We start from the raw sequence: 22,210 nt of genomic DNA, 5'->3' as shown, positions 1-22,210 counted from the left end.
CTTAAATCAGCATATTTTAAAGTGAAGCAGGACAGCAGAGGCCGGGACTTAACTAATACCAACCAAATAAGAGACGAACATTATCGAATAAAGAGCTTTTAATGTTAACTTTTATAACTGGAAAAAGATTCATAGTCGATAGAAAGTGCTGATTATCTTAATTCAGATTAATGTTCGTTTTGCTTTTTAATTATCCTGCTGAAGGTCCGCATTCCAATTGCCCCTTCGCTTTCCGCAGGCGGCTGATGAGCCCCGACGCACTAGCACGTCCTGTGCGTCGTGGCTCACCAGCCGCCCCTGGAAAGCGAAGTGTATTCGGGCTGCAATTTTCCAGAGGAGTATGCTAAGTACTGAATTAAGATAGTCAGGAGTTCACTTAAAATCCGAACGAATTTAAAGTATCGTTCGGATTTTATTAAATTATATTTCTTTTGTCCCAACGTCTTTATTTACTTTTCTCCCTGCGTTTAGAACTTTCATACATTAAGAAATTCGTTTCAGCTTGTTTATTAGTCAGCACTCCCAAAATATAGCCGAATGTTTCTTCGATTTTCTCTGATAAGTAATTGGTTCGTTCAAATAAAAGACTTCGAAAATGATCCATTTGCCTAATTACTATTTCAGTTAATGCTTCTTGATTATCCAGACGTTTTTCTATTTCCGCATTTGACTCCACCTGAACAGTTAGTTGTTCTGAAAGCTCTTCCTGCAAATTCGAATGCTTATCAAACTTCATTGAAAGCTGTTCATTCTCTCTAGCAGCGTCAGCAAGCTGATTTGAAATTATTTGATAGGAGGAATTTATTTTGCTTAATTCTTCTTGAAGCTCCTGTTCAGATAACTTTCCTTCTTCGAGCTGCTCGTGAATTTTCTCATTATCCTTTTCCAGCTTACTTAAATAATCTATAACCCTTTCTTCGATAACTTTATAGTCTGCATTGAATTGCTGCAGCTCCATTAATTGTGCTTCTATATGCAGCCATTTACTTTCATTTTTATGCTGGTGGCGGTCATTCGTTGTTTTAATTTCGAGCAGTGTTTGTTTTAGAGAATTATTTATCTTTTCTTGTTCCTTAATCATTTCAGAAATATGATTTTTCACGTAAATCCTTTGGTTATTTCCCTCAATTTCGCCTTGGTTTTTATACATGTTTTTATGCGTCTTATCATTAAAGTAAAGCCCCATCTATCTACACCCCTTACTTTTACCCATAATAGTCTATGCAAAGATGATACGAACTGGGACAGCAGAGATTAATCCAGGAGTTCTAACGGCAGTCTTGCTTGTCTCGCTCGTCCATGCAAGGCTTACATGAAGCAGGCTTAGGAGTAATCCCTCTAAAGACATTTCTTGTCTCGCAGAGGAATAACGCCTTCTTATATTTAAGCAGAAATGGGAGGGAATGATCGGATGCTAAATAAAACTGTTATGGATAAGCGTACAAGGAATTGGATTCTAATTTTGCTTTTTCTTGGCTGGTGTTTAGGAAATGCTGACCGTTATATTATGAACTATGCAGCTTCCAGGAGGCTGGCTTGCTGATAAATTTGGACCAAGAAAAGTCTTGCTTGCTTCTGTGGTTGCTTGGTCCATCTTTACAGGACTGACAGGTGCTGCGTTTTCACTTGCATCGATGGTCATTATTCGATCTATGCTTGGGATTGGCGAGGGAGGTTTCCAGCCAGCAAGCTCAAAAATTATCTCCCAAACATTTCCAGTCAAAGAACGTGGGAGAGCGATGTCTGTCATGCTTTCGTCAAGTGGGATTATTACGTTAATTATTCCATTCCTTTCGGCAGCACTTCTTACAACAATTGGCTGGCGCTGGATATTTTTGATGATGGGATTGATCGGTGCTGTAATAACTATTCTATATTGGATTTATATTAAATTCCCAGAAGAAGACATCGCAGTGATAGAAAAGAGAAACACGAAAACGGGCGGTAAGGGAATGATGGGGCAACTCCTCCGAACACCAATGATTTGGAACTTAGTTATTGCTTATTTTTGTATTTATGCAGTGAACTGGGGGCTTGTAACATGGATTCCAACATATCTCGTTCAAGTGCGCGGTCTTGATTTACTTGAAATTGGCTGGGCACAAACAGTACCAGGCTGCAGGTATTTTCTTTGCAGGCGTGATTGTTGATAAATTGCCAAAAGGAAAAGATCGTCTAGCTGGTGAAACCTATTTATCACTCATTCCAAAGGATGCAGAACCGCCGAAGAAGTAACAGGATGGATTAAAAAAACCGGAAGAAACCAAAGGATATTCTGGTTTCTTGCGGTTTTTTTGTGTTTTCAGCTATCGATAGCTATCTCTTGTGGGTTAATTATTCTAAATCTTTTAATTATTTAATGGTTAGATTATAATATATATTATATGCTTTTTTATCAAAAACAACAGATATAGGGAGGAAGAGCGGAATGGAAAAACTGTATACCGAACTGGACGAAATCTATGATGAAATTGTTGCAATTCGTCGCCATCTTCATGAAAATCCGGAGTTATCTTTTCAAGAGACGAATACAGCAAAATATATTGCAGAATACCAAGAGAATTTGGGACATGAAGTAAGAAAAAATGTTGGAGGCAATGGTATTGTTGCTTTTCTAAGAGGAGACAAACCGGGACCGACTGTTGCATTACGTGCAGATTTTGATGCTTTGCCAATCCAAGAAGAGACGGATATTCCTTTTCGCTCGAAAAATGATGGGGTCATGCATGCCTGTGGTCATGATGGGCATACAGCTGCTTTGTTGGGATTAGCAAAAGTGCTTAATGGAATGAAATCAGAGCTTGAAGGCAATGTAGTTTTTATCCATCAGCATGCAGAAGAAGTAGTCCCAGGTGGTGCGAAATCAATGATTGAAGCGGGATGCTTGGATGGTGTTGATGTGATTTTTGGTGTTCACTTACAAGCACAAACACCAGCAGGAGAAGTGAGTTACCGAATTGGTCCACTTCATGCAGCGGCAGATTTCTTTGAAGTGAAGATTCAGGGGAAGGGCGGTCATGGTGCCTATCCGCATCAGACAAAGGACAGCATTGTCATTGGCAGCCAGCTTGTCGGAAATCTGCAACAGATTATCAGCAGAAAAATTGATCCATTAGAACCTGCAGTCATTTCTATTGGAACCTTTGAAGCAGTGAATGCGAATAATGTAATTGCAGATACTGCTTTATTAAAAGGAACAGTAAGAACCTATAGTAATCAGGTTCGGAATTATATTGAAAAAGAAATGGAGAATGTTATTGCCTCTACTTGTCAGTTATACCATGCAGAAGGTAAATTAGACTATCGTCGGGGCTATCCTGCGCTAATTACGCATGAAAAAGAAACAAATTTCGTTGCGGAACTGGCCATAGATATTCCAGAAGTTGAGGCAGTAAAGGAAACCGAACCATCGATGGGTGGAGAGGACTATGCCTATTACCTGGAAAAGGTGAAAGGGACCTTTATGTTTGTTGGAGCGGAATATCCTAATGTAAAAGAAAGCTATCCACATCATCATCCAAAATTTGATATTGATGAAAGAGCATTGCTCATTTCAGCAAAACTATTAGGAAAGGCAACAATTGAATATATGAAACACGGACTCAGAATTTGACTCCTGTATACTGAAAATTTCCATATTTCATTCACTTATGTCATACTGGTGATTAGGGGATTAATACCTCATCTGATGGAAAGGATGTTGATTTTTATGGGTAAATTAACGAAGACCATTGGAATAGCTGGAGCAGCCGCGAGTGCTGCCGCAGGAGTTGTATTTCTGTCTAAAAGTGAAAATCGGGAAAAATTAAAAACACAAATGGAAAAGCTAGTCGGTCAGGATAATTTCCCGTACGTTAAAAAGCTTGGAAGACCAGGCGCTGTTGGGGCTGTGGATGATGCGAAAATGGTAGATGAAGGTGCATTAACCAGCGTCCAGTATTATAATAAGCTGCAAGAAGAAGCGGGAAAAGACGCATAAATGAGTAAAAAACCAACAAACAGAGTCAACTTGTTTGTTGGTTTTTCTTTTGAATCTGCAGGCTTGATTATGGTTAATCAATTATTTCAAGCCCTGCATCTGTAGCAACCTTCTTAACTGTTCTTTGTTCGGGTGCAAAGTCAATTTCCTTATCATGATTTAAAAAATCGAGAGCATATTGCACAGTGGAGGCGACTCCTAATTTCAGGACATCCTCATCAATGTCAAAATGCGGGTTATGATTATCAGCTCCAGTTCCTTTATCAGGATTTTCCACCCCTAGAAAAGCAAAGGTGCCTGGGAAATATTTCTGGTAAAAAGCGAAGGATTCCGAGGCCATCCACGCTGGATGAGCTGCAACAGCATGCTCGCCTAATGCTTTTATAACTGCTTCTTTAGCAATGGCTGCACAGTCTGCTTGATTATGGACTAAGAGATCCTTTGCTTTTGGTTCAACAACATATTCAAATGTACAATGATGCAAATCACAAAGCTTCTCTAGAAGTCGTTTAAATTCTTTTTCAGCTCTAACACCTTGTTCGTAGTGTAAAAATCTGAATGTCCCGCTGAATTGTAAGTCTTCCGGGATAATATTTTCAACTGTTCCAGCATGTACACTGCCTATAGAGAAGGTGATAGCCTGAAACGGATCGAGCGTATTCATTCGCATTGATTTTAAATTTGTATAGAGATCTGTAAATACATCGAGCGGGGTCGCTGCCAAATCTGGCCTGGAACCATGTCCGCCCTTGCCTTTAATAATGACATTAAATATGGTTGAACCCGCCATTCGCGGACCGGGATCAACTGAAATTTTCCCGGAAGGCATATCCGCTTTTAGATGAATACCCCAAACGCCATCCGCACCTATCTTGACTAATCTTTCCATTAGATTCGTAATACCAAGCCATTTTTCTTCCCCTTGTTCAAAAGCCAAAATAACTTTTCCTCTAATTTTATCCTTATTCTCAGCAAGTATTTTTGCAGCTCCTAATAACATAGCAGTATGACCATCATGACCGCACATATGTGCAGCATGGTCTGTTTTCGAGATAACTGTACGCGGACCTTGTAAGTTTGTTGGCACTTCCCGCATTGGCAAGGCATCGATATCCCCGCGAAGCACGATGGACTTCCCAGGCTGTTCGCCTTCGATAATAGAAATAATTCCTCCATTAGGGACTGTTTCATACTTCAGATTTAATTTATCAAGTTCACCGATAATTAGCTTCATGGTACGTACTTCTTCACCGCTGACTTCAGGATTTTCATGTAAATCTCTTCTGATATCAATAACGTAGTCTTCGATTGCTTCAGCCAGCTTTAATGTATCTATGTTTGTCATTCTTTGTCCTCCTTGATTGGGGCGAAAGGTTTATCCCGGTTAAAAATGTGTATAAGATATATTGTAGCATCTTTTTTGACCCGTTATTGCAGAAATGATTGAAAAAACATATCGCGTTTCACTATTTTGGTGCATCAGGAATATTAGAATCAGAATCAGGCAAGTTAATTCGAGGGAGATTTAGTTAAGACACAAATTGTTTTTGGAGTGGGACAGGGATTAATTGCTGAATGCCCCACGCAGTCTTTTAGTCAATTCATCCTCTGTCAAATAGCCTTCGCCGATCCCGAGTTTTTTAGCTATTTTCATCACTGACGGCTGTTCAAGAAAGGCCATTTTCAGTATCTCTTCTTCCATGAAAACCTCTTCCGTTGCTCCGTCGAGCAGAACTCTTCCTTGATTGAAAATAATGGTTCGTTCAAAAACCTCTGCAGCAAAATCCATGTCATGCAGAATACAGATTACTAATTTGCCTTCATCTTTAAGTTCCGTGATTATCCTTTTTAATTTTTGCTTTCCAGCATAATCCTGTCCCATTGTTGGTTCATCAAAAATAACTACTTCGGTATTCATTGCCAAAATGGAAGCAATTGCGATCATCTTGCGTTCGGACAAACTCAAATCATATGGATTTTGTTCTGCTTGGTGTTCGAGTCCTGCTTTACGCAGTGCTGTCAAAGCATTCATGCGTGCATCTTCTGGCAACTGGCCAATATTTAAAGGGCCAAACATAACCTCATCGATTACTTTGCTTTTAAAAATCTGGTCATTAGGGTTCTGGAAAACCATCCCAATGTCTTTCGCTAGCTGTGCTGCCGTCATCTTGCTAATATCCTGTTTATTATAAAAAATTGTACCATCTGCGGGTTTCAAAAGCCCTTTTAGCAGCTTTGCGAATGTAGATTTACCAGCACCATTTTGGCCGATAATTGCAATGGATTCCTGTGTTAACTCTAGACTGATTTCCTTCAGAATATCTGCTCCAGCTGTGTAGGAAAAATGCAGGTTCTCTATTTTTATTTTAGTCATTTTTTATCACCAATCTATCATTAGAAAATTGATCATAGCGGACAGGATAAAGTCCTGTATCGTTATTTCTTATACCAAGCTTTTTAGCAATCCGGGTGATTGCAGGAGCCTCAATGCCATGCTCCATCAAATCATCCCGGGAAAAGATATGTTCTGGTGTGTTAAAATCAATCCGTTTCCCATCATTCATCAATAAAACCCTATCAGCATATTCTGCAATTTTTTCCATTTTATGCTCTGCCATGATAATGGTTATCCCCTCTTTTGCCAGACCTTCTACAACTTTAAAAACTTCCTCAGCGCCTTGAGGATCAAGCTGTGAGGTTGGTTCATCCAATATTAGAATATCTGGGCGCATTGCAATCACACTGGCAATTGCAACGCGCTGCATTTGGCCGCCAGACAGCCCAAAGGGAAACTGATCCTTCATATCAGTTATATCAAGAAGTTCAAGACTTTCATCAATCCTTCTTATCATTTCAGCACGTTCCAGACCCATATTTTCCAGACCGAATGCAATCTCCTCGTATACCGTATATTTCGAACCTGTCATTTGTGAAAAGGGGTTTTCAAAGACCAGTCCTGCCTTTTGGGTGATATCCTCTATTGCAGCATGTCTTACTTCGATGCCGTCAATATGTACTTTACCGCCATATGCACCTTTGAAGAAGTGGGGGACAAGTCCAGCTAATGCAAAGCACAGGGTTGATTTGCCGGCAGAATTTCTACCAATAAGCCCGATAAATTCCCCTCGTTTTAATGTAAAGGAAACATCGTTTAACACTAATTTTTCCGAATCAGGGTATTTATATTTAAGTCCTTGTACTTCTACTATTTTCATATAAAGAACCTCCAGATAATCGTTCCTATTAAAGCAGTGATTAAAACGAATTGAACAATCCCTTGATAGCGATAAAATTTCGTTTCATTGAGGAATGTTTTCTTCTGCTTCCTATTAAATCCGCGCATTTCCAATGCTATTGCTCGTTCACGTGTATCATTTAAAGTATTTAAAACGACAGGTCCTATTAATGGAATAATGGCCTTTGTCCGCACAAGCAAATTACCTTCTGTTTCCATTCCGCGTGAACGCTGTGCATCGGTAATTTTACCAACAGCAGCACGCATTTGTGGGATGAGCTGCAGCACGGAAAGAATAACATAGCCAATTTTAGGTGACATGCCAATCTTAATTAGCCGTTCCACAAGCTCATCTGCTTTTGTTGTTAGAATCAGTAATCCAAATGCACAAAGCATATTAATAACACGCAATGTTAATAAAAGTGCATAGGTTAAGCCTTCTTTATAAAAAGAAAGGATGCCAATTGAGAAGAGTACAGTTTCATTGTTTTGATGGAATGCTCCTTGGACAATAATAATGGAAATAATGAGCAGAAGACTCAGAATGATAATCGGGAAAATTTTGCGGAAAACTTTACCGATAATTAACAAGCTGATCGTTATCGCAGTTACCGTAATAACAAAATCTTGAACAGGTAAAATATATGTGATTGCAATAGTGACTAAGATATACAATAATTTCGTTAAAGGGTCCATCTTATGAATAAGAGAATTTCTTTCAACATACAACGTCAACGACTTAGCTATGACCATCAACCTCCTGAAAGGACAAAGGCCGATCCTTGAAATGGACCAGAAGAACCGGCCCTGATTGCCTTGTGCTTATAATTCCTCTATTTCATTGTCACTGCGATAGATGTTTGTAAGTGTTTTTGGCAAACCTTTAAAAATCAGGAAGCCAATAATGACTGTAACCACCTTATCTGGAACATCAACGACAATACTATCTCCAAACGACGCCAGCCAGACTGGTAAATCATTAGAAATTAAGAATGCATAAAACGCATCCCCCCAGACATTACCTGTTTGACCGCCCCAGAAGATCATATTAAGCGGTGTGGAGATGACAGCTGCAACTAATCCAACTGCAAGTCCAATAACGACAGCCTTTTTGATATTCGCAATCCAGCCTTTATATGCCATAATCCCAACGACAAGACCGATAGCCCCACTTGTTATTGCATAAACAGTAGAAATTGGATCAACAGTAATACCATAAATAAGATTATTAATAATTCCAGATGCCGCTCCGATAATTGGTCCAGCTAGCATACTCGCTAATACCGTTCCAATAGCATCAAGCCACAATGGCAGCTTCAGTAATCCAGCAAATAGTTTGCCAAGATAGTTAATCCCAATTGCAGCAGGAATTAAAACAATTGCAGCGGTTGAGAGTTTCAGTGACCACATGCTTTTTTTACTCATCTTTTTATCCCCTTTATATTTGTTTTATGTGATAGAAGCTAAGGCTTCTAATGCCACCTTCATTTGCACTTTCGAATGTGTATTATTGGTAATTGAATATCGGTTAAAAGTTATCCTGCAAAACCATCAACTCGATTTTGTGAAATATGTAACTTGTATATTTCTGTTATTTTATGTGGATTTAGTAAATCTGAGAACCTTTCAAATATTGACTGCGCTTACATTATTAATACTATTATAATAGATTAATTATTATTATAATAGTCCAATTTTCTTGATAAATGAAATAGGAAGCACAATCAATTAACATAATCAGAAACAGCGATTAGAAAATTTTAGCTGTATATATAGAAAGCTTTGTCAGTTCTCTTTTTGAATTAAGAAAGAGAGCTGGCTTTTTTCGTGCCTTCTCCACGTATAAGTATTGCTCCTTAAATAAGAATGTTATAATTTTTCTGGGAAGGTATACTGTATAAAGGCAGTGCAGGGATATAATCCCTTTGGATTGATTAAGCATTATACACGCTGTAAAATGATTGGCATAATAAGAGAATAGTTAGAGAAATATTTATCAGGAAAGTGTACGAACTGGGAAAGTTTGTTAAGGACGGCAGAAGGTTTGCCCAGTTGTGAAGATGTATGTGTATTGGATAAAAGGAAGGAGTTTTCAACATGAGTATAAATGAACAGCTGCCCGAAATGATTAAACAGCAATTACATATAAATCGCAGAAATGACCCTGGAATATTTCAGGACTTGATCCGCAAAGGAGGATATGTTCCACCACATATGGAACTGCTGACTGACGCTATATCTGCTTTAACAATGGGAAAAAACATCTTGCTCAAAGGCCCAACAGGTTCGGGGAAAACCAAATTTGCTGAGACGCTGTCTGAGCTATTTCATCAGCCAATGTTCAGTGTTAACTGTTCCGTTGACTTAGATGCGGAAAGCTTGCTCGGCTTTAAAACACTCGCATATGAAAACGAAAAACAAATGATTGAATTTATTCCCGGCCCTGTAACAAATGCGATGAAAGATGGAAGTTTCCTTTATATTGATGAAATAAATATGGCAAAGCCAGAAACATTGCCGTTGATTAACGGGGTACTTGATTATCGCCGAACGATTACCAATCCGTTTACGAATGAACTTATTACAGCAAAGGATGGATTTGGAGTGATTGCCGCAATCAATGAGGGGTATATCGGTACGGTTCCTCTTAATGAAGCCTTGAAAAATCGCTTCATCGTTATTGAAGTGCCATATATTGAAGGGGAGCAGCTGAAACAGCTGATTACCAGCACAACCAAGCTGGCCGATGAAGCAACAATAGATCTATTTGTTAAATTGTCACATGATTTAATTACAGCTGTATACCAGGGGAAATTACCAGAAGAGGCTGCTTCGATTCGCGCATTGCTTGATGCATGTGATTTAAGTACGTTAATCCCGCCAAAACGAGCAATTCTCCGTTCCGTTGTTGACAAACTGGAGGAAGAACGAGAACGCGAATTTGTGAAAAACATAGCCGAAACATTATTCTAAAGGAGAATGCTGGATGTATCGATTCCATGATTCCCGCGTCAATACAAAAATATTTATGCAACTGCAGGATTTAACGACTGTTTTAGCCGCAAATCCTGAATTGAATTTTTCCTATAGTTATGGTGCTGTGGCAGATCTATTCGCAAATAAAATTACAGCAAGCAGATATTGGGAAAAGCTTGATTCAGAAACAATGGAGGCAGGTCTGAAATCAGATGTTATTTTACGGGCAGTGGGAACTTTGCGTTACTCAGATGTTCCTGCAATGCAAAGGTATACGAAAAATATAGAGGAAGCAGGGCTGCCAAAATTCGCTAGTCAACTCTTTTCATTATTCGAAGATATTCGTCTTGAAGAAATAGTAAAAAAGGAGCGCCCAGGAACGAAGCGTATTTTCCGCATCCGAAAAAACTATCTAAAGCATTACTTTACACAGCAATTGGCAGCCAATGTGACGCGGAGTTTTCCACTGGATGAATTGTTTTGTCTGATCTATTTATTGATTCAGTCCGAACATCCTGATCCGGAGTTCCCGAGAGCAAATGAAGAACAGCTCAACTGGCTGGAAAGCTTAAAACCGCTGCTCTATTCCCTTTTTGAAGCCAAAACGACGCAGGAAATTGCACGCTTATGCGAGCAAGTCGTGTTCCGTTTAAATCTGCATTATAAGGATGCTGCGAACGAATACTTTATATTTCCAATCGGACATTTGGATAATTATACGAAAAATACGCTCTTCGATGAGCTTACACGTACAGATGACCTGGTAAATGATGATGAAGAGGACGTAGATAAGGAAGAAAGTGAGTACTTTGATGAGACGTTTTCTACTTGGCACAGAGAAAATAAAAACGAAGACCGCAAGCAAAATTTCCTGCAATTTGAGCTGGAGCAAGGAACCAGAACGAGTATGCTCGGTGGTGGAGCCCGTGAAACGGAGGACGCTGATCAAGCGATGGCATCTATTCAAGGAACGGCGGGTGAAAGCAAGGAAAAAGATTATTCGCAGCTTGAGGCATTGGATAAACAGGCAGCCAAGGATGCAAAACAAGGCAGTGAAAGTGTCTATGGAGAAGAAAATACAGACGCTGTTATGTTATTGAAGGAAGCAAGAATTCCTGAGCATGAAGAAGAAGTGCTCTATCAGGAATTTGTTAAGGAGATTGAATTTTATCAACGGAAGCTTGCCAATACGATAAAAAAGACAATAGAACATAAGAAAAACAGACCACGTAAAGATTTACTTGTTGGGCGTCTATCGAAAAAACTGCTGCCACTTGTACTTGAAGATAGTCAGCGTGTTTTCTATAAGAAGAATCAAGAATCTGATGAGGTTGATGCTGTCTTTACCTTGCTTATTGATTGCTCTGCATCGATGGTTAACAAGATGGAAGAAACAAAAAAAGGAATTGTGTTGTTTCACGAAGTGCTAAAGCAACTCAAGATACCACATGGAGTCATTGGATTTTGGGAAGATGCAAATGAGGTGAAAAAAGGTTATCAGCCAAGTTATTTTCATATGATTCATCGGCATAGCGATTCACTTTATCAAAATAATGGTGCAAAAATTATGCAGTTGGAACCAGAAGAGGATAATCGGGATGGTTTTAGCATTCGTGTTGCATTACAGGATTTAGAAACCAGACAAGAGAAAAATAAATTTTTGCTGGTTTTCTCGGATGGCGAGCCTGCAGCAGCCGGCTATGACCAAAATGGCATTGTTGATACATATCTTGCTGTATCAGAAGGACGAAAAAAAGGGATGGATGTCATTGGAATGTTCCTTGCAGACGGTGAAATTGGGGAGAGGGAAGAGATTATCATGCAAAATATCTATGGTAAAGAACGTATCATGGTACCAACCGTTGCAGAACTCCCCGAACTTTTTGCATCACTGCTGAAAAAGTTACTGTTAAAAGCAATTTAGAGTGGGAGGAAGGTTTGTCGCAGATTAAGTTGGAATGTTAGACGGAACCGGAATGTGCCAACGTAAGAAACCAGGTTAGACAGGGTATCTAACCTGGTTTCAGTATGTTTTATGAAGTGATTTTCTAAGAAGATAAACGAGGAAATATGTTGAAGTTTGCGTTTAGACTATATTCAAGCCATTCCCATCGTTTTCTTGATGCGCTGAATATCTACTTTATTTGTCCACGTATCATTACGTAAAATTTCCTGATTAATTGCAATCGTGTTTACCTCAGATTTCAATACCCCAAATTCTTTGGCAGTAGAAATCTTAAATCCATCCAATTCGGCTTTTAGGTATTCTTGTCCAGAGATAAGGGCAGTTAAGAGCTGTTTATGTTCCTCAAGTTGTGAACTATGGTTTTCTAAAGTTTGTCTTTGTTTTTCAAGCAGGCTGCCATGCTTTTCCAAAGTAGCACTATGCTCTTTTAGAATAGCACTATGTTCTTTTAATATAGCACTATGCTCTTTTAGAATAGCACTGTGTTCTTTTAATATAGCACTATGCTCTTTTAGAATAGCACTATGTTCATTCAATATAGCACTATGCTCTTTTAGAATCCCGCTGTGTTCATCCAAAGTTCTTCCCTGATCATCCTGCTTTTTCATAATGGTTTGAAGCATTCCAATTATTTGTTCTTCATTACTCATGTTTATCACCTCCTTGTTTGTATATTATAGCACAGAAAAGCACGAATAAATTATGACAATTACTTATGAATCTGTATTAAGTGCTCGCAAAATTATCCAAGTTCATTCATTTGTTATTTCAGAAAGATAGGATAAAATAGGGACCATAAGAAAAATAGAGAAAGAAGCGAAGCAATTTGGCGAAACAGACGATGACAAAAAGCAAAACTTTACAACAAAATAAAACAATGTATTCCATTCTTATTATCATGGGGCTGACTCATTTATTAAATGATTCCTTGCAGGCAGTCGTTCCTGCAATGTTTCCAATTCTTGAAAGGTCACTTGGGTTAACCTTTACCCAGCTTGGTCTTATTACTTTTACATTAAATATGGTTGCATCCGTTATGCAGCCTGTTGTTGGAATGTATACAGACCGTCGTCCAATGCCATATGCCCTGCCAATTGGCCTATTATCCAGTATGTTCGGTATGCTTGGACTCGCATTTGCACCAAATCTGCCGCTCATCTTAGTAAGTGTCGTCTTTATTGGATTAGGTTCCGCAGTTTTCCATCCTGAAGGTTCACGCGTTGCCTATCTTGCTGCAGGGCCGAAACGGGGACTTGCACAATCGATTTATCAGGTTGGCGGGAATAGTGGACAGGCACTAGCCCCCGTTATTACAGCACTGGTGCTCGTGCCAATGGGACAATTTGGAGCAATCTGGTTTGTCGGTGTTGCGTTTATTGCGTCTCTGTTTCTTGTTTATATTTCCAGATGGTATGCAACACAAATAGAAATTTTTAAGCGCAATAATGCAAAGAAAAAGGATAAATCAAAAGTGAAGGGAAAACTGCAAAGAACGATTCTGATTGCAGTTATTTTACTGGTAGTTATCGTATTTGTCCGCTCTTTATATCATAGTGCAATCTCAAATTACTATGCCTTCTACGCGATTCAGGAGTATGGACTTACAATTGCCCAATCGCAAACGTTCATTTTTGTTTTCTTGTTGGCTGGTGCAATTGGAACTTTTATCGGCGGACCACTTGCTGATCGATTTGGCAAACGGACAATTATTATGCTGTCATTAATTGCTCCCGCACCATTAACGATATTGCTGCCATATTGTGGACCATTTGTAGCATTGATTGTAATTGGGATTATCGGAGTGCTGATCCTTTCCAGTTTTTCTGTTGCAGTTGTATATGCACAAGAGCTTGTACCCGAAAAGATTGGAACAATGTCTGGATTAATCGTAGGTCTGGCATTTGGTATGGGAGCTCTGGGATCTGTGTTCTTTGGAGTTCTAATTGATGGGGTAGGATTAACCCCAACAATGATTGCAGTCTCATTCCTGCCAATACTGGGATTACTTACATTCCTGCTCCCAAGCGATGAGAAAATAAGAGAGTTGAATAGATAGAAAAAGAGGGACAGACGCTGACTGTCCCTCTTTTTCTAATATTCACAATTGATTTTTTTGATTATAAAGCTGGCATTTAACCATCTAAAGTGGTTATAATTTAAAATGTCTGCAACGAAATCCGAAAATAGATAATTCAACAAAGTTTCGCAATATTCAACCTTGTTGAACGATTGAATGAAGTAGAGGTGGATGCAACACATTATATAATGATTAACACAGCTTTAACTTTATCATAACTGGGACTGGAGGGACAGACCCTATTTGTTACAATTCTAAGGAGGTATCGTCTAAATGTCTGAAGAGAGAGCGCATAATGAGAAACCTGTGACCTATGTGGAAGTAATTGGGGATACGGTTTATGGAAAACATTTAATTACTACGATTGCAATAAGTATTTCTTTTAGTTTAATAGGATTTTTTATTGGAAAACAAATATTTCCTTCGATTGCACCAGAAGAAATGGTGAAATCCTACTCCCTGCTTTTGGGGATAGCCGGCAGTCTGGTTGCCTTGTTCATTAATACAATTCTATTCAAACCAAAGCGAACTTTAAATGAGGTGCCAAGCACTAGTGATGAATTGGAGGATGTTTATAAACAGCTTCGATTCGATATCGAAGAGGAGCGTCAATCGATTCTTAACGACCCAGTGACGGCTCAAGAAATGAAGGAGCAGGGTATTTACAATATGTTTATTAAAGAAAAGGAGGATAAGCAAAAATGAGTGTAACATTAATTGCGATTCTCCTGGCGGTATTGGCAGGGATTATTTTTACCGTAATTGGACTGATTTCTGGTTCGGATGAAACTGCGATATTAGTGCCATCTACATTAATTGTAGTTTTGCTGGGAGCGCCGCCAGAAGCAGTATTTGCATTTTTTATGTCAGCTATTTTGGCAAAGCACTTAACACATGCGATTCCTACAGCTCTAATGGGAGTTCCTGGCGATACGACTGCTGCGCCAATGCTTGAACATGCTAACTTTATGCGACGAATTGGGTTACCGCATATTGCACTCCGTAAAATGATTTCAGGCGGAATTATTGGTGCATTTATCGCACTGCCAATCGCACTATTGTTCGCAGTATTTCTGAGTCAGTTTGGAGAGTTTTTCCAAGAAAACGCAGGCATTATCTTCACAGCTGCAGCAGTATTAATTGGTTATTTTTCAAAAGGACGATGGGCAAGCATCCTATTAATTGTCCCATTGGCATTAGTTATTCAAGGGCTAAATTTAGTCAGTACAACTATATTAGGCAGCAGTCTGTCCATCAGTTTCTTTTTAGGTATTGCAATTGGGCCGATGCTGACTGACATATTATTAGCCACGTCTAACAGTGCCCGCCCGTTAATAACTCGAACAAAACCGAATGAATATAAACTGGCTCCGGAGCAGAAATCATGGTCTGGTTATTTTCCTAATCCATTTAAAGTATTAACGAAAAAACAGACTGCTGCAGTAGGAGGTACGTCGTTTATATCTTCATTAACCTTTGCTCTTAGTCCAGTTGGAATGACCTCACTAATGGGGGAAATCGTTGGTTCTCGGGTAAAAGGACAATATAAAAAGGCAACTACAAGCTTGTCTACGATGAATGCTGTAACAGAATCAACATATGTTGCAGAAACACTTATACCTTTAATTGCCTTTGGAATCCCACTTAGCCCTGTAGCAATTGGTCCTGCACAAGCATTGTTTAACGCACCACCTGTATATACAACGGAGCCGGTCCATAACCTCCATACGATGATGGCACCGATGGACTTTTTAATTTATGGATTGATTGGATTAATTATTGCAGCGGTTATTGCATACCCATTCTCCATGAATTATGCACGTAAAGCTACTGTAATTATCTTAAAACGGATTAATCAAGAGGCAATCATCGGTATGTTTATAGGAATTGTCAGCTTGCTTGCATTTTATGAAGGAGGATTGGTTGGAATTGTTGTTACCTTTGCGATGGCAATGGTAGGAGGATTGCTCAATCGCTTCCTCGGTGTTGGAGTTGGGGTACAGTTTATGATTTTCTATGGTTCAGCATGGTTGATGTCAACGCTGTTAGGATTGTAGAAATCGAGAGTATTGTCATAATGTAATGGAATGATACGTTGTAATTCAAGAAAGCAGGGCATGGTGATAAACTTCTAAGTCTATCACCATGCCCTGTTTCATTATATAATCGCTAACAGGTTTGACAATAAAGCTTCATTTGAGATCCGAAGCCCGAATATACTTCGATATGGACTGCGGATTTCCAGTAAAAGGAGCAGGATGCTAATGGATGGAACAGTTATTTATTTTTACTTAATACATCAAAAGCAACGGCTGCTAATAAAACGAGCCCCTTAATCGCCTGTTGCCAATCGATACCTATTCCCATTAAGGACATACCATTATTTAATACACCCATTACTAAGGCGCCGATTACCGCACCGAATACTTTACCGACACCGCCAGTCATTGATGCACCACCGATAACTGCTGCAGCAATTGCATCAAGTTCAAATAGGTTACCAGCTTGTGGGGTCGCTGCATTTAAACGTCCAGCGAAGATAATCCCGGCTAAGGCAGCCATTATCCCCATGTTTACAAATGCCAGGAACTTGATCTTTTTCGTTTTTACACCAGATAATTTTGCAGCATTTTCATTTCCGCCAACAGCATAGACATGTCTTCCGAGCACTGTATTGTTCATAATATAGGTATAGCCAATAATCAATACAAATAAGATGATCAGTACATATGGTGTGCCTGCATACAATGCCAGCATATAGGTTGATAGATTGATTACTACCGCTAAAATGAGCAGTTTTGCAAAAAATAGCATATTAGATGTGTGAACGATGCCATATTTTCTATCAGCTTTGCGATGTTTAAATTCGATGGAAATATAAATAATAGTCAGGACAATTCCTATTACAATGGTTAATAAGTTTAAACTTTCCCCACCAAATATATCAGGAAGAAAAGCGGAACTGATACTACGAAATTCATCAGGAAATGGAGCAATTGTTTGTCCTTGTAATACGACCAAGGTTAATCCGCGGAAAATCAGCATCCCGGCTAAGGTTACAATGAAAGCTGGAATATTAAAATAGGCTACCCAGAAACCTTGCCAAGCTCCAATTGCGGCTCCAATGATTAAACAAAGGGCTATTGAGAGTATTATCGGCAAATCCAGACTTACCAGGAAAACACCAGCCATGGCACCAACAAAAGCTGCTACAGACCCAACTGATAAATCAATTTCACCTGTAATAATCACTATCATCATACCAATAGCCATAATGATAATATAACTGTTTTGCATGATGATATTTGTTATATTTAGAGGAGTTAACAATATGCCGTTTGTCAGAATTTGAAATAGCAATGCTATCCCTACTAAAGCAATAATCATGCCATATGATTTCATGTTTTTACTCATCATTTGTTTTAAATTAGTCATCGCTATGACCCCCTTTTCTGTGTCATGTATGTCATTAATATTTCTTGGTCTGATTCATTTCTTTTATGGTTTCCTGTGATTCTTCCTTCAGACAGGGTATAGATGCGATCACACATACCTAATATTTCAGGTAATTCGGATGAAATCATAATAATGCTAATTCCTTTCTCGGCTAATTCGTTGATGATTGAGTATATTTCGAATTTAGCGCCGACATCAATCCCGCGGGTAGGCTCATCAAGTATCAATACATCTGGCTCAGTAAAAATCCACTTACCCAAAACAACTTTTTGCTGGTTTCCGCCACTTAGATTCCCAGTTATCTGATGAATGTTTGGTGCTTTAATATTTATTCTCGTTTTTAATTCTTCCGCAGCTTTAATTTCCTTATTTTTATCAAGAATATTTTTATTTGAAACATCTTCCAAGTTTGCTAATGTCAGATTATCCTTTATTGCGTCTATTAATATAAGCCCATATTCCTTTCTGTCTTCAGAAACATAGGCAACTCCATGTTTAATTGCGCTTGCTACATTTTTAAATATCACTTCTTTTCCATTCTTAAAGAGTTGCCCCGTGATCTTCTTGCCATATGATTTGCCGAAAACGCTCATTGCGAGTTCTGTTCTTCCAGCCCCCATTAATCCAGCTATTCCAACAATTTCTCCCCGCTTTACATGTAAATTAACATTGTGTAAGATTTTCCTTTCAGCATCGAGCGGGTGGTAAACGGACCAATCCTTTATCTCGAAGGCGATTTCATCCTTAATTTTTGGATTTCTTTCAGGGTATAAATTAGTTAAATCCCGTCCAACCATATCTCTTATAACATCTTTTTCTGATATATTATTTTCCTGGAGGGAGTAGGAACGGACAGTTTGACCATCACGTAATATCGTTATTGTGTCAGAGACTTGAAAAAGCTCGTTTAATTTATGAGAGATTAATATAGAAGTAATCCCTTGCTTTTTAAATTCCAATAATAGCTGCAAAAGGTTTTCTGTATCTTTTTCATTTAATGCAGCAGTAGGTTCATCGAGAATAAGTAATTTCACATTTTTAGACAAGGCTTTAGCGATTTCAACGAGCTGTTGTCGGCCAACACCAATATTTCTAATTAATTCGTCTGGTTTTAGTTGAAGTCCTACCTTTTCAAGCAGGCCCATCGTTTTTCTTATTGTTTCATTCCAGTTTATAATTCCTTTAGCAGCAATCTCGTTACCTAGAAATATATTTTCAGAGATGGGTAAATCAGGAATTAATGCTAATTCTTGATGGACGATAACGATTCCAAGTTTTTCACTATCGTTAATATCTTTGAATTCGCATTTGTTTCCTTTAAAAATAATATCCCCTGAGTATGTGCCATGCTGATGCACACCACTGAGCACTTTCATCAATGTAGATTTACCAGCGCCATTTTCACCGATAAGAGCATGAATTTCTCCTTCTTTGACATGAAGGTTAACATTGTCTAATGCTCTGACACCAGGAAATGTTTTCGTGATCTGCTTCATTTCCAGAATAGTTGAAGTCATTTTATATCACATCCTAAATGATAATAAATTAAGCCTGCAATTAGAAAACTAACATATCATTTCCCACGTTGATTGTTTAGTTTTCTATAATGCAGGCGAATTAGAACTTGAAACGTATTTATTGCTAAAAGGGTCTTTGCAGGTGTCTGATTTATACCAGTGTAAAAGCTGTCTGTTCGAGTATGGAATCTCTCGTTCACTTTTAAATTAAGCTTCGTTTTAATGACCCAACGATTAATTTAGTTCATCTTCTGAATAATATTCAGAGTCAACCAGTATTTCCTGATAGTTCTCTGCATCGATTGAAATCGGGTCTAATAGATTGGAAGGCACGACCTTGACACCATTATCATACGTTTCTGTGTCGTTTACTTCAGGCTCTTCATCATTTAAAACGGATTCAATCATATTTACTGCGCTTTCTGCTAATTTTCTTGTATCCTTGAATACAGTTTGTGTTTGTTCTCCGGCAATGATGGACTTGATAGAAGCAAGCTCAGCATCCTGACCAGTGACAATTGGCATTGGTGTATCTCCAGAACCGTATCCAACAGCTTTCAAGGAAGAAATAACACCACGGCTAATTCCATCGAATGGAGAATAAACGACATCAATGTTTTCATTTGAATAATGCGCACTCAATAAGTTATCCATACGCTCTTGTGCTTTGGCACCATCCCAGCGTAATGTTGCTCCTTGTTTAAAATCGGTTTGCCCGCTTTGTACGACTAGCTGTCCATTATCAATGTAGGGTTGAAGAATTGACATTGCACCATCCCAGAAGAAATATGCGTTGTTGTCATCTGGAGAACCCGCAAATAATTCTATGTTAAATGGACCTTCACCATCAGCAAGCCCTAGTTGTTCTTCAATATATTGTCCTTGCAGTTCACCCACTTTGAAATTATCGAATGTCGCGTAATAACTTACATGATCCGAATTCATTATTAATCTATCATATGAAATAACTGGTATATCCTGGTTTTTTGCTTTATCTAAAACATCAGTAAGTGCTTCACCATCGATTGAGGCAATTACAATAACATCGACACCTTTGGTAATCATGTTTTCAATCTGAGAAACCTGATTTTCCACAACATCTTCTGCATACTGCAAATCAGTTTTATAGCCTAGTTCTTCCAGTTGTTCGACCATGTTATTCCCATCATCAACCCATCTTTCTGAAGACTTTGTAGGCATTGCTATTCCAACAGTTTTTGCATCCCCATCCCCTCCATCTGCACCACTTGTACAGCCAACTAATGCGAAGGTCAATAATAAAACAGTCAGAAACAAAACAATTCTCTTCATTCATTTTACCCCCTTTAATTTTATTATTATCCATTTATAAAGGAATGTGAGACAGCGCTTTCATTAGTGGGTTCCGCTATCTCTTATCTCTATAAAAATAGAATAATAAAAAGCATTCATACGTACGATTGTGATTTAATAGCGGCCTCTTGTACGTATGAATATTATACTTCAAGGTGAAAGTGTTTTCAACAATAAAATAAATTACTTAAAAAACACATCACCTATGCATATAAGCTGAAGTCTATGTTTTAAATGTTCTCTTTACTGACTTCTTTTGTTGACGAGCGAATGATTAATTCAGGATTATAAGTGATCGAATGCGCATGGTGCGGATCAGTCTTTTTTTGTTTGGAGTTAATTAAATTAATAATTTTTAAAGCTGCATCTTCTCCCATTTTGCTTTTAGGGTGTGAAATTGTAGTTAATTTCACTTCAGATACTTGAGCTAAAATCGAATCATCATACCCGACTATTGATATATCTTCTGGAATTCTTTTCTTCATTTGTCTTAAAACCTGAATTAGCTTCATTGCTAACTCGTCATTGTAACAGACAATACCAGTTGCCTCTTGCGTGCTCAGAATTCTCTCCAGCTCCTGTGCTGGCTTTGTATCCTTTTCCTCTGTACTATATGTTATGAGGCAGTCTGGAATAATAGGAAGATTATTTTTTCTGAATGCCTTCAGGAACCCCTTCATTCTTCGTTTTCCCTGAATATCATCTGTTTTAAAGAAACCAAGTATTTTTTTATGCCCGTTTTTAATAAGATGATCTGTTTGCAGAAAGCCGCCAGCTTCATCATCCATCACAATACTTACTGGTTCCAGCTCTTCATAAAAGGCATTAATCATTATATATGGTATAGATAAACGTTCTAACTCCAGATAATATCCAATATTGGGGTTAGAGAATGTACTTCTGGTAGGTTCCACAATCACTCCGTCAAAATTTTGAGAGAGTATTTTTTCTAAGATTGTTTTTTCTATGTTTGAATCATTATTTGTACTAAAAATGCTGACTTGGTAGCCTTCCTCACTTAGTCGAGCCTCAGCCCCCCGAATAATAGAAGGGAAAATATAATCAGAGATATATGTAGTTATAATTGCGATATTGTTTTCAAGACGGGATGTTGACTGGTCAGTATTTGCGCTTCTGTCAGCACAAAAAGTGCCGGATCCTTGTTCACGATACAACCAGCCTTCAGCGGCTAACTCACCAATCGCTAATCGAACTGTATGTCTGCTTACACCAAATTGTTTCATTAGTTGACTTTCAGAATGAATCTTTTGATTGGGCACATATATACCCTCAATTATTTTTGATTTAATGGATTCTTTTACAATGCTTTTTTTCGTTTTCATATTCCTTCCTCTTCTCTTAAATGAACGTATAACTTTACTCTATATTATCATGTATTATGATTCATGGTAAGCTGACAGGGTTCGTGTTTCATTTTAGCAGTATCTATCTTCTATCAGATAAAGAAAGAATCGAGAGTTGTTTAGTACAGCAGCTATTTTAGTATTTAACAGTAAGAAGGTTTTTAATCCTATAGTGAATTATTTCATATTCACGTACGTATATGTAGTTGTATTTATCGTATGGTTTGAGTGAAGATAGCTTGTTTAATAATCTTAGGTGTTAAGAAGTTATACGTGGAAGTCTAGAAAGAATCCAAAAATAGCATGCT

The 22,210-nt window shown here is 38.3% G+C and carries 20 protein-coding genes; 9 read left to right on the top strand and 11 right to left on the bottom strand.

From position 1 onward, the window contains the following. Nucleotides 1-445 precede the first annotated feature (445 nt). A complete protein-coding gene (locus NST93_RS10405) occupies nt 446-1,186 on the bottom strand; it encodes a hypothetical protein (RefSeq protein ID WP_405096735.1) in 741 nt (246 codons plus the stop codon). Between the two features lie 225 nt (nt 1,187-1,411). On the opposite strand from NST93_RS10405, the gene NST93_RS10400 reads away from it, so the two are divergent. From NST93_RS10400 to NST93_RS10385, 4 genes are all read left to right on the top strand, one after another. Beyond that, nucleotides 1,412-1,543 (top strand): hypothetical protein, encoded by a 132-nt coding sequence (locus NST93_RS10400; protein WP_405096733.1) that lies wholly within the window; start codon nt 1,412-1,414, stop codon nt 1,541-1,543. Next, nucleotides 1,515-2,150 carry an MFS transporter gene (locus NST93_RS10395; protein WP_405096731.1) on the top strand — a complete coding sequence of 212 codons (636 nt, stop codon included), beginning with the start codon at nt 1,515-1,517 and terminating at the stop codon, nt 2,148-2,150. Before NST93_RS10400 ends, NST93_RS10395 begins: the two co-directional genes overlap by 29 nt. Nucleotides 2,151-2,428: 278 nt before the next feature. Continuing rightward, nucleotides 2,429-3,613, top strand: a complete 1,185-nt coding sequence (locus tag NST93_RS10390; protein ID WP_405096729.1) for a M20 family metallopeptidase — start codon at nt 2,429-2,431, stop codon at nt 3,611-3,613. 96 nt (nt 3,614-3,709) lie between these two features. Next, entirely contained in the window at nt 3,710-3,979 is a 270-nt protein-coding gene (locus tag NST93_RS10385) for a hypothetical protein (protein WP_405096727.1), read from the top strand. A 73-nt stretch (nt 3,980-4,052) separates the two neighbouring features. Here the strand turns inward: NST93_RS10385 and NST93_RS10380 are convergent, their stop codons facing one another. From NST93_RS10380 to NST93_RS10360, 5 genes are all read right to left on the bottom strand, one after another. Further along, a complete protein-coding gene (locus NST93_RS10380; RefSeq protein ID WP_405096725.1) occupies nt 4,053-5,324 on the bottom strand; it encodes an amidohydrolase in 1,272 nt (423 codons plus the stop codon). A 219-nt stretch (nt 5,325-5,543) separates the two neighbouring features. Further along, on the bottom strand, nt 5,544-6,353 hold the full coding sequence (locus NST93_RS10375; protein WP_405096723.1) for an energy-coupling factor ABC transporter ATP-binding protein: 810 nt from the start codon (nt 6,351-6,353) through the stop codon (nt 5,544-5,546). Beyond that, nucleotides 6,346-7,194 carry an energy-coupling factor ABC transporter ATP-binding protein gene (locus NST93_RS10370; protein WP_405096721.1) on the bottom strand — a complete coding sequence of 283 codons (849 nt, stop codon included), beginning with the start codon at nt 7,192-7,194 and terminating at the stop codon, nt 6,346-6,348. The genes NST93_RS10375 and NST93_RS10370 overlap by 8 nt, the downstream gene beginning before the upstream one ends. Further along, complete coding sequence (locus NST93_RS10365) at nt 7,191-7,967, bottom strand: energy-coupling factor transporter transmembrane component T family protein (protein ID WP_405096719.1); 777 nt, start codon at nt 7,965-7,967, stop codon at nt 7,191-7,193. Before NST93_RS10365 ends, NST93_RS10370 begins: the two co-directional genes overlap by 4 nt. 69 nt (nt 7,968-8,036) lie before the next feature. Beyond that, nucleotides 8,037-8,639, bottom strand: a complete 603-nt coding sequence (locus tag NST93_RS10360) for an ECF transporter S component (protein ID WP_405096717.1) — start codon at nt 8,637-8,639, stop codon at nt 8,037-8,039. 672 nt (nt 8,640-9,311) lie between these two features. On the opposite strand from NST93_RS10360, the gene NST93_RS10355 reads away from it, so the two are divergent. Both NST93_RS10355 and NST93_RS10350 read left to right on the top strand, forming a co-directional pair. Further along, nucleotides 9,312-10,187, top strand: a complete 876-nt coding sequence (locus NST93_RS10355; protein ID WP_405096715.1) for an AAA family ATPase — start codon at nt 9,312-9,314, stop codon at nt 10,185-10,187. Between the two features lie 13 nt (nt 10,188-10,200). Then, nucleotides 10,201-12,114, top strand: a complete 1,914-nt coding sequence (locus NST93_RS10350; protein WP_405096713.1) for a vWA domain-containing protein — start codon at nt 10,201-10,203, stop codon at nt 12,112-12,114. Nucleotides 12,115-12,287: 173 nt separating this feature from the next. Here NST93_RS10350 and NST93_RS10345 read toward each other — a convergent pair whose 3' ends face one another. Then, complete coding sequence (locus tag NST93_RS10345; RefSeq protein WP_405096711.1) at nt 12,288-12,806, bottom strand: hypothetical protein; 519 nt, start codon at nt 12,804-12,806, stop codon at nt 12,288-12,290. Nucleotides 12,807-12,997: 191 nt separating this feature from the next. On the opposite strand from NST93_RS10345, the gene NST93_RS10340 reads away from it, so the two are divergent. From NST93_RS10340 to NST93_RS10330, 3 genes are all read left to right on the top strand, one after another. Beyond that, nucleotides 12,998-14,212 carry an MFS transporter gene (locus NST93_RS10340; RefSeq protein ID WP_405096709.1) on the top strand — a complete coding sequence of 405 codons (1,215 nt, stop codon included), beginning with the start codon at nt 12,998-13,000 and terminating at the stop codon, nt 14,210-14,212. Between the two features lie 294 nt (nt 14,213-14,506). Continuing rightward, nucleotides 14,507-14,938, top strand: a complete 432-nt coding sequence (locus tag NST93_RS10335; protein ID WP_405096707.1) for a hypothetical protein — start codon at nt 14,507-14,509, stop codon at nt 14,936-14,938. Beyond that, nucleotides 14,935-16,290: a tripartite tricarboxylate transporter permease gene (locus tag NST93_RS10330; protein ID WP_405096705.1), complete on the top strand. Its 1,356-nt coding sequence runs from the start codon at nt 14,935-14,937 to the stop codon at nt 16,288-16,290. The genes NST93_RS10335 and NST93_RS10330 overlap by 4 nt, the downstream gene beginning before the upstream one ends. A gap of 220 nt (nt 16,291-16,510) precedes the next feature. Here NST93_RS10330 and mmsB read toward each other — a convergent pair whose 3' ends face one another. From mmsB to NST93_RS10310, 4 genes are all read right to left on the bottom strand, one after another. Continuing rightward, nucleotides 16,511-17,668 (bottom strand): multiple monosaccharide ABC transporter permease, encoded by a 1,158-nt coding sequence (mmsB, locus tag NST93_RS10325; protein WP_405096703.1) that lies wholly within the window; start codon nt 17,666-17,668, stop codon nt 16,511-16,513. Nucleotides 17,669-17,670: 2 nt separating this feature from the next. Further along, nucleotides 17,671-19,206, bottom strand: coding sequence for a multiple monosaccharide ABC transporter ATP-binding protein (gene mmsA / locus NST93_RS10320; protein WP_405096701.1), 1,536 nt, complete (start codon nt 19,204-19,206; stop codon nt 17,671-17,673). A 234-nt stretch (nt 19,207-19,440) separates the two neighbouring features. Beyond that, complete coding sequence (gene chvE / locus NST93_RS10315; protein WP_405096699.1) at nt 19,441-20,517, bottom strand: multiple monosaccharide ABC transporter substrate-binding protein; 1,077 nt, start codon at nt 20,515-20,517, stop codon at nt 19,441-19,443. Between the two features lie 251 nt (nt 20,518-20,768). Beyond that, nucleotides 20,769-21,881 (bottom strand): GntR family transcriptional regulator, encoded by a 1,113-nt coding sequence (locus NST93_RS10310; RefSeq protein WP_405096697.1) that lies wholly within the window; start codon nt 21,879-21,881, stop codon nt 20,769-20,771. Between the last annotated feature and the right edge of the window lie 329 nt (nt 21,882-22,210).

Source organism: Oceanobacillus sp. FSL H7-0719 (assembly GCF_045040795.1).
GTDB lineage: Bacteria > Bacillota > Bacilli > Bacillales > Amphibacillaceae > Oceanobacillus.
The sequence above is the reverse complement of the archived record's forward strand: the minus strand, read 5'-3'. Positions and strand labels throughout refer to the sequence as shown.

What these genes read in the sequence shown, in the direction of transcription:
- NST93_RS10385 (WP_405096727.1), top strand. Translation starts at nt 3,710, where the DNA reads ATGGGTAAATTAACGAAGACCATTGGAATAGCTGGAGCAGCCGCGAGT.
- mmsA (WP_405096701.1), bottom strand. Translation starts at nt 19,206, where the DNA reads ATGACTTCAACTATTCTGGAAATGAAGCAGATCACGAAAACATTTCCT.
- NST93_RS10405 (WP_405096735.1), bottom strand. Translation starts at nt 1,186, where the DNA reads ATGGGGCTTTACTTTAATGATAAGACGCATAAAAACATGTATAAAAAC.
- NST93_RS10350 (WP_405096713.1), top strand. Translation starts at nt 10,201, where the DNA reads ATGTATCGATTCCATGATTCCCGCGTCAATACAAAAATATTTATGCAA.
- NST93_RS10395 (WP_405096731.1), top strand. Translation starts at nt 1,515, where the DNA reads ATGCAGCTTCCAGGAGGCTGGCTTGCTGATAAATTTGGACCAAGAAAA.
- NST93_RS10335 (WP_405096707.1), top strand. Translation starts at nt 14,507, where the DNA reads ATGTCTGAAGAGAGAGCGCATAATGAGAAACCTGTGACCTATGTGGAA.
- NST93_RS10360 (WP_405096717.1), bottom strand. Translation starts at nt 8,639, where the DNA reads ATGAGTAAAAAAAGCATGTGGTCACTGAAACTCTCAACCGCTGCAATT.
- NST93_RS10330 (WP_405096705.1), top strand. Translation starts at nt 14,935, where the DNA reads ATGAGTGTAACATTAATTGCGATTCTCCTGGCGGTATTGGCAGGGATT.
- NST93_RS10340 (WP_405096709.1), top strand. Translation starts at nt 12,998, where the DNA reads ATGACAAAAAGCAAAACTTTACAACAAAATAAAACAATGTATTCCATT.
- chvE (WP_405096699.1), bottom strand. Translation starts at nt 20,517, where the DNA reads ATGAAGAGAATTGTTTTGTTTCTGACTGTTTTATTATTGACCTTCGCA.
- NST93_RS10400 (WP_405096733.1), top strand. Translation starts at nt 1,412, where the DNA reads ATGCTAAATAAAACTGTTATGGATAAGCGTACAAGGAATTGGATTCTA.
- NST93_RS10310 (WP_405096697.1), bottom strand. Translation starts at nt 21,881, where the DNA reads ATGAAAACGAAAAAAAGCATTGTAAAAGAATCCATTAAATCAAAAATA.
- NST93_RS10375 (WP_405096723.1), bottom strand. Translation starts at nt 6,353, where the DNA reads ATGACTAAAATAAAAATAGAGAACCTGCATTTTTCCTACACAGCTGGA.
- mmsB (WP_405096703.1), bottom strand. Translation starts at nt 17,668, where the DNA reads ATGACTAATTTAAAACAAATGATGAGTAAAAACATGAAATCATATGGC.
- NST93_RS10390 (WP_405096729.1), top strand. Translation starts at nt 2,429, where the DNA reads ATGGAAAAACTGTATACCGAACTGGACGAAATCTATGATGAAATTGTT.
- NST93_RS10345 (WP_405096711.1), bottom strand. Translation starts at nt 12,806, where the DNA reads ATGAGTAATGAAGAACAAATAATTGGAATGCTTCAAACCATTATGAAA.
- NST93_RS10365 (WP_405096719.1), bottom strand. Translation starts at nt 7,967, where the DNA reads ATGGTCATAGCTAAGTCGTTGACGTTGTATGTTGAAAGAAATTCTCTT.
- NST93_RS10380 (WP_405096725.1), bottom strand. Translation starts at nt 5,324, where the DNA reads ATGACAAACATAGATACATTAAAGCTGGCTGAAGCAATCGAAGACTAC.
- NST93_RS10370 (WP_405096721.1), bottom strand. Translation starts at nt 7,194, where the DNA reads ATGAAAATAGTAGAAGTACAAGGACTTAAATATAAATACCCTGATTCG.
- NST93_RS10355 (WP_405096715.1), top strand. Translation starts at nt 9,312, where the DNA reads ATGAGTATAAATGAACAGCTGCCCGAAATGATTAAACAGCAATTACAT.